The following is a 4987-nucleotide window of genomic DNA, read 5'->3' as shown; positions in this document are numbered from 1 at the left end:
CGCACGCGCGTGTACTCCCGCCGATCAGCACAAAGTCCGATGGCACGACCGGCTATAGGTGGCTGCCAAGCACAAGTCGGTTGCGTAAAAGCTGGAACCAGAATGACCGATCTGCAAGCCGCCCCGACACCATTACTGATGCCGGGGCAATTTGCTGGCCTAAAAAGGCAAGGCTGACGCTGCGAAGGGCAGGTCCACGTACCGGAGGAATTGCTTCTTCGGTTGGCGCTTCCAAGCTGTCGGCCCTTATCATCAGCAAGTCAACACGCACCCTAACCGCTCAAGAGCAAGACTCTGCAATCGATCATGGCGCATTCCGCACGCACGCGCGAAGGGTGGCAAAAATGGTTATGGCGCAGATACGCGCACGCGCACGCGATGGCAGGGCATAATTCCCGGCAAGGCAGGGGGGCATGTTCAATCTTTAGGGGCGCGTTGCTAGAAACCGGTGTGGGCCAATCGCGATATTGCAAATACAGTTTTTCACCCGCGCGCGTGCGCGCGAGAGGCGGGAAAAATCGGGGCACAACGCCTAAGTGTGGTAAAAAATGTGGGATAGATTTATTTGCCAACCAATTTTTGATTAAAAATCAATATTTTCATACGGCAGTTATACAGACACCCGCTCCGCCAGCTAGTCCATTGAACTCAATCAGGCCGTCTCCGGGCATGTTTCAAGGCCCGCTCTGCGTTGCGATACAGGATAATGCAAAATGCGAGTTGGCCATGGAAACAGAGGTATGTGCAACCCGCCCATTTCCAGCTCGCACTCAAGTTATCATATTTAAACGGTTTGCAGCCATAATATGCGTCAGCCCATTTTGACGATGGGCCTGATGAAGGAATGCATTCAGTGAGCAAGCTTGAGAAACTCACGCCGATCAAAGATTCGATGATCTGGTCGCTGGCCCACAGGTTTTACCAAGACCGGGGTCTTGAAGTCAGATCAGAAGAACGTGTCTCGCAAGCCTCGACAACCAATTGTTACACTGCGGATGTGTATGCCGCTATTGTCGCGGATTTTCTGAGAGATTGCGCCAACCAGAAAACCCAGCCTCCGCTGATCATTGAGGTTGGTGGCGGCAGCGGGCGCTTTGCCTGGCAGTTTTTGAACCGGCTGCAAAACTACCAGTTTGGCAAAGACGAAGTTATTCCGCCATTCACCTACATGCTGACTGACGCTGATCCGGCAAACATTGCACACTGGAAGGAGAAGCACCGGTTCGCAGATCTGATCGCAGCAAAAAAGCTCGCCTTTGGTCAGTTGCTCGTCGAAGCAGAACCGGTCATCAGGAGCGATGCGGGTGCCATTACACCGGCCCAGATTGCTGATCGCCCGGTGGTGATTATCGCCAACCATTCATTTGACCGCATCCCTTCGGATATGTTCCGCATCCGCAATCATGAGATTTCGCGTGTCCTTGTTGAGCTTGAATCTGATGACGAGGATTTCCTGTCCAATCCCATCAAGGGCTTTGCCAGCTTGAAAGAGAAGTTTGCATCGCGCAAGCTGAAGGGGAATCCAACCGATCACCCGGTTATCAACCAAATTCTGGCCAAATATGCCAAGCGCGAGGGCGATTTCTACGCGCTCGTCCCTGAGCAGAGCTTCCGCTTTCTCGAAAGTTTCACCGAGCGTGACGCACCGCTGTTAATGCTTGCCGGTGATCTGGCATATTCTGATCCGGCAGATTTTGTCCTTGAAAGCCCGTTTATTTTCGACAGCAATTTTGCCCATTACGCCAATTTCGATATGTTCGCTGAGCTCATTCGCATCAATGGCGGTAAGGTTCAGTTCGCACGGCATAAAGACCGCGACTTTTCGTGCGGCGCGTTTGTCATGCCGGGTGCGACGGCTGAGCTTGACGCATTCGACCGGACGCTGATTTCCGCCAGCAAAAACCTGCGTGAGTTCAATCCGTACGATGCGCATGAACTGTGCGAACTTATCAAGGAGTCGATCGAGGAGGCCAGCTACCGGCAGGTATTCGCCTGGATGCGTTTTTCTAAATACGATCCTTCAATCGCCGAAGCATGCCTGCCGATCATCTTCGAGCAACTGCAACAGGGCCACCAGGACCCCGACAAAGGTCAGCTTTGCAAAGTCTATATGGAGGCTTATCGGTCCTTCTTGCCGGATGGCGCGCCGGTATCGCTGGATATCGCAATTACGCAGATGCTGCTGGCGATCAATTTCAACGACGAGGCGCTTGAACTGATTGAATCCGGGCTGGCAGAATTCGGCCCCAAGGTGTCACGACTGTATGTCTATGCGCTGACCTTGCTGCGCCACAAGCGCCGTGCCGATGCACGGACCGCACTTAAACAGGCCCTCGAGATTGATCCCGATTATGGGCCTGCATTGCGGTTATGGCATGACAAGTTCGAGCGCAAAGAAACGCCGGCAAACAAGGAATCGCCTTACGGCCATCTCCGCGTGATTTGCACCGATCCGGACGTCGCGCCAAAGGCTCAGGGCATTTTCGACAAGGCGGGTGTCGTGTTGCTCGACCAGATGATCCAGCCCGAACTGGTCACCAAGCTGCGCAGCGCCCACGAACTTGCGATCAAAAACTGGAAAGGCGCGGGCCTTGGCGAGCCGAATAATGTCGGCGACAAGCGATTTACAGTGCCGATCCGCATGCAGCCGCCTTTCAACAATCCGGCCTTGTTCGCAAACCCTGTGCTGATCGATTTGCTGACACAGGCTATGGGCGACAAGCCTATCCTCAGCGCTTTTGGCGCGGTCGTCACGCGCAAAGGCGCGCGTATGCAGCATATCCATCGCGAACATCCACTGCTGTTCGCGGATGATGATGTAAACAAGGCGCTCCCGACCTATGCGGTGACCGTCATCGTCCCGCTGATTGATCTCGATGAGGCTGCGGGCGGCACGCAGCTTTGGGAAAACACCCACAAGACCGCCGCCAACTATCAATGGGAGGGCGACCCCCACGTCATCTATACGCGGGCCGGTGCTGCACTCACCTTTGATTACCGCCTTTATCATGGCGGCATGCCGTGCAGCGCCTCTCATGGCCGTCCGCTGATTTTCCTGAGCTACAGTCTACCGTGGTTCAAGGACACACTGGCGTTTGAATCGCATGCGGCGGTGGCAATTTCCAAGCAGGAACTGGCCGCAATCCCCGCAGAGCATCACGATATGTTCCGGTTCGCCAATCGCATTCCCGACTGATTGCGCATTGATCGATAAAGCGAGTCACCAATCCGCTTGAACGCTCTAGCTGTGCCGTCGGGCGCCATTCGCCTGTCGTTTCGGCCAGTGCTGGCCCCAGATAATGCGCATCATTTTCTCGGCGAGTGAAGCCGCCCATTATTACAGACATTCGTTATGTTGTTGTTTTTTAAGGGCCTACGGTGAAATTTTGCAGCGTAACATGGGCAACAATCCGTGCAGTTCATGTCCCAAATTTGGACAGTCCCCATATCTTAACATGTTAACTGTGTTCGTTCGTTTTCTGTAGGTCGAGTCTGGTGTAACCACATTGTGTTGATTGGATATTTAGTACGACCCGGGCCCAAACAATCGATCGACAGGGCCGATTGATAGGAGACTCGCAATGCGTGAATTAACTGGAGGAGAGCTCGTCGAAGTGGCTGGCGGCTGCAAGACCAAAGATCCGAAGAAAGATTCCAAGAAGGGGTCCAAGAAGGGATCGAAAAAGGGCTCAAAGAAGGGTACGGGCGGCAAAGATAACTATCGCTGGTAAGCCACCGACACATCAAGAGCGGCAAGAGCGCAACCCATTGCGATCTTGCCGCTTTTTTTGCGTGCAGGGGCGGTGATCGTTTCTGATCCAGTCGTCCCAATGCTTGATCAGCCTTATGTGCGGGATCGTTCGTTATACGTCAGCACAGGAACGTTCATGTCGCATTCGAGCCGAAGCGGTCACTCGCAAACGCATTGTAGCACGCCTTTGGCATGATGCGTTAACCAAATGCCGCTAAGTCTGCTGCGACACCATGACGAACTTTACCCTCAATCCCGACCTTGATCGCAACGCCCTGGCCGAGTGCTATGCTCAGACGGGGCGAGTGCGCCTTTACGGTTTGCTGGCGCAGGGTGCCACCGATCTGCACGATCATCTGCGCAGACGCGAAGACTGGATTCAGGTCATTCACGCGCCCGGCGCGCCCATCGAGCTTGATCGCCATGAGCGTGCTGCGATGGGCGCAAAAGGCATTGCGCAGATTGATCGCGAGATGTTCGCACGCGGCCGCGACGGTTTCCAGTATCGCTATGAGGCACTGCGATTGCCCGATGCCGATGAGCCGCTCGACGCGACCGACATGCTCTCACCGCTCGCCAAATTTCTGCATGGGCCGGACATGCACGCCCTTATCAGACATATCACTGGAATGCCGCCGGGCCTGTTCGTAAACGGTCAGGCCACAAGCTATGGCGTCGGCGACTTTCTGACCGGTCATGATGATGACGCCCCCGGCGAAAACCGCATGGCCGCGTGCGTTTTCGGGCTGACACAGATGTGGCGCCTCGAATGGGGCGGGCTGCTGCTGTTCCATGGTCCGCACGAACGCACCGCCGAAGCGCTTGTCCCACGCTTCAACACGCTCGACCTGTTCCGGGTGCCGCAACAACACAGCGTGTCATTGGTCAGCCCGTCAGCAGGATTTTCGAGGCTCGCGGTCACCGGATGGTATCGTGGCAGCCCGGCCGAAAATCATTAATCCCCAAGGTAACGATCGGGGCTGATACTGTACCGCCAAGAGACAGCGCAAACTTCGGACTTGGCAAAAAAAACAAATAGCTACAGCTTGATTCCAGACCAAGAGGGCACGGTATCTCGCCCTGCCTCGTGTCTATTATACCAACGCGCATTGATCACGACCCATGCGCCCATCTTCGTAGGCCGATAGACATAATTCGCCATGGCTGATCGACGAGCTTGTTCCATGCGAAGCAGCAGTGTTCGACGATGTCGTCGTATGATTGGTAGATGCGGTT

3 protein-coding genes and 1 pseudogene are annotated in these 4987 nt (G+C 54.8%); 3 read left to right on the top strand and 1 reads right to left on the bottom strand.

Going from position 1 to position 4987, the window contains the following annotated elements; all coding sequences use genetic code 11:
- Window positions 1-853: 853 nt before the first annotated feature.
- From ACEW8G_RS13115 to ACEW8G_RS13105, 3 genes are all read left to right on the top strand, one after another.
- Complete coding sequence (locus ACEW8G_RS13115; protein ID WP_373488855.1) at window positions 854-3196, top strand: SAM-dependent methyltransferase; 2343 nt, start codon at window positions 854-856, stop codon at window positions 3194-3196.
- A 385-nt stretch (window positions 3197-3581) separates the two neighbouring features.
- Complete coding sequence (locus ACEW8G_RS13110; RefSeq protein WP_373488854.1) at window positions 3582-3731, top strand: hypothetical protein; 150 nt, start codon at window positions 3582-3584, stop codon at window positions 3729-3731.
- A gap of 253 nt (window positions 3732-3984) precedes the next feature.
- On the top strand, window positions 3985-4710 hold the full coding sequence (locus tag ACEW8G_RS13105; protein ID WP_373488853.1) for a 2OG-Fe(II) oxygenase family protein: 726 nt from the start codon (window positions 3985-3987) through the stop codon (window positions 4708-4710).
- 154 nt (window positions 4711-4864) lie between these two features.
- Here the strand turns inward: ACEW8G_RS13105 and ACEW8G_RS13100 are convergent.
- Window positions 4865-4987 (bottom strand): annotated as a pseudogene (locus tag ACEW8G_RS13100) (IS630 family transposase); the annotation flags it as partial.

This window comes from Blastomonas sp. (assembly GCF_041747255.1).
Classification (GTDB): Bacteria; Pseudomonadota; Alphaproteobacteria; order Sphingomonadales; family Sphingomonadaceae; genus Blastomonas.
The sequence above is the reverse complement of the archived record's forward strand: the minus strand, read 5'-3'. Positions and strand labels throughout refer to the sequence as shown.

Bases quoted from the DNA above. Each gene is read 5' to 3' on its own strand.
- ACEW8G_RS13110 (WP_373488854.1), top strand. From the start codon at position 3,582: ATGCGTGAATTAACTGGAGGAGAGCTCGTCGAAGTGGCTGGCGGCTGC.
- ACEW8G_RS13105 (WP_373488853.1), top strand. From the start codon at position 3,985: ATGACGAACTTTACCCTCAATCCCGACCTTGATCGCAACGCCCTGGCC.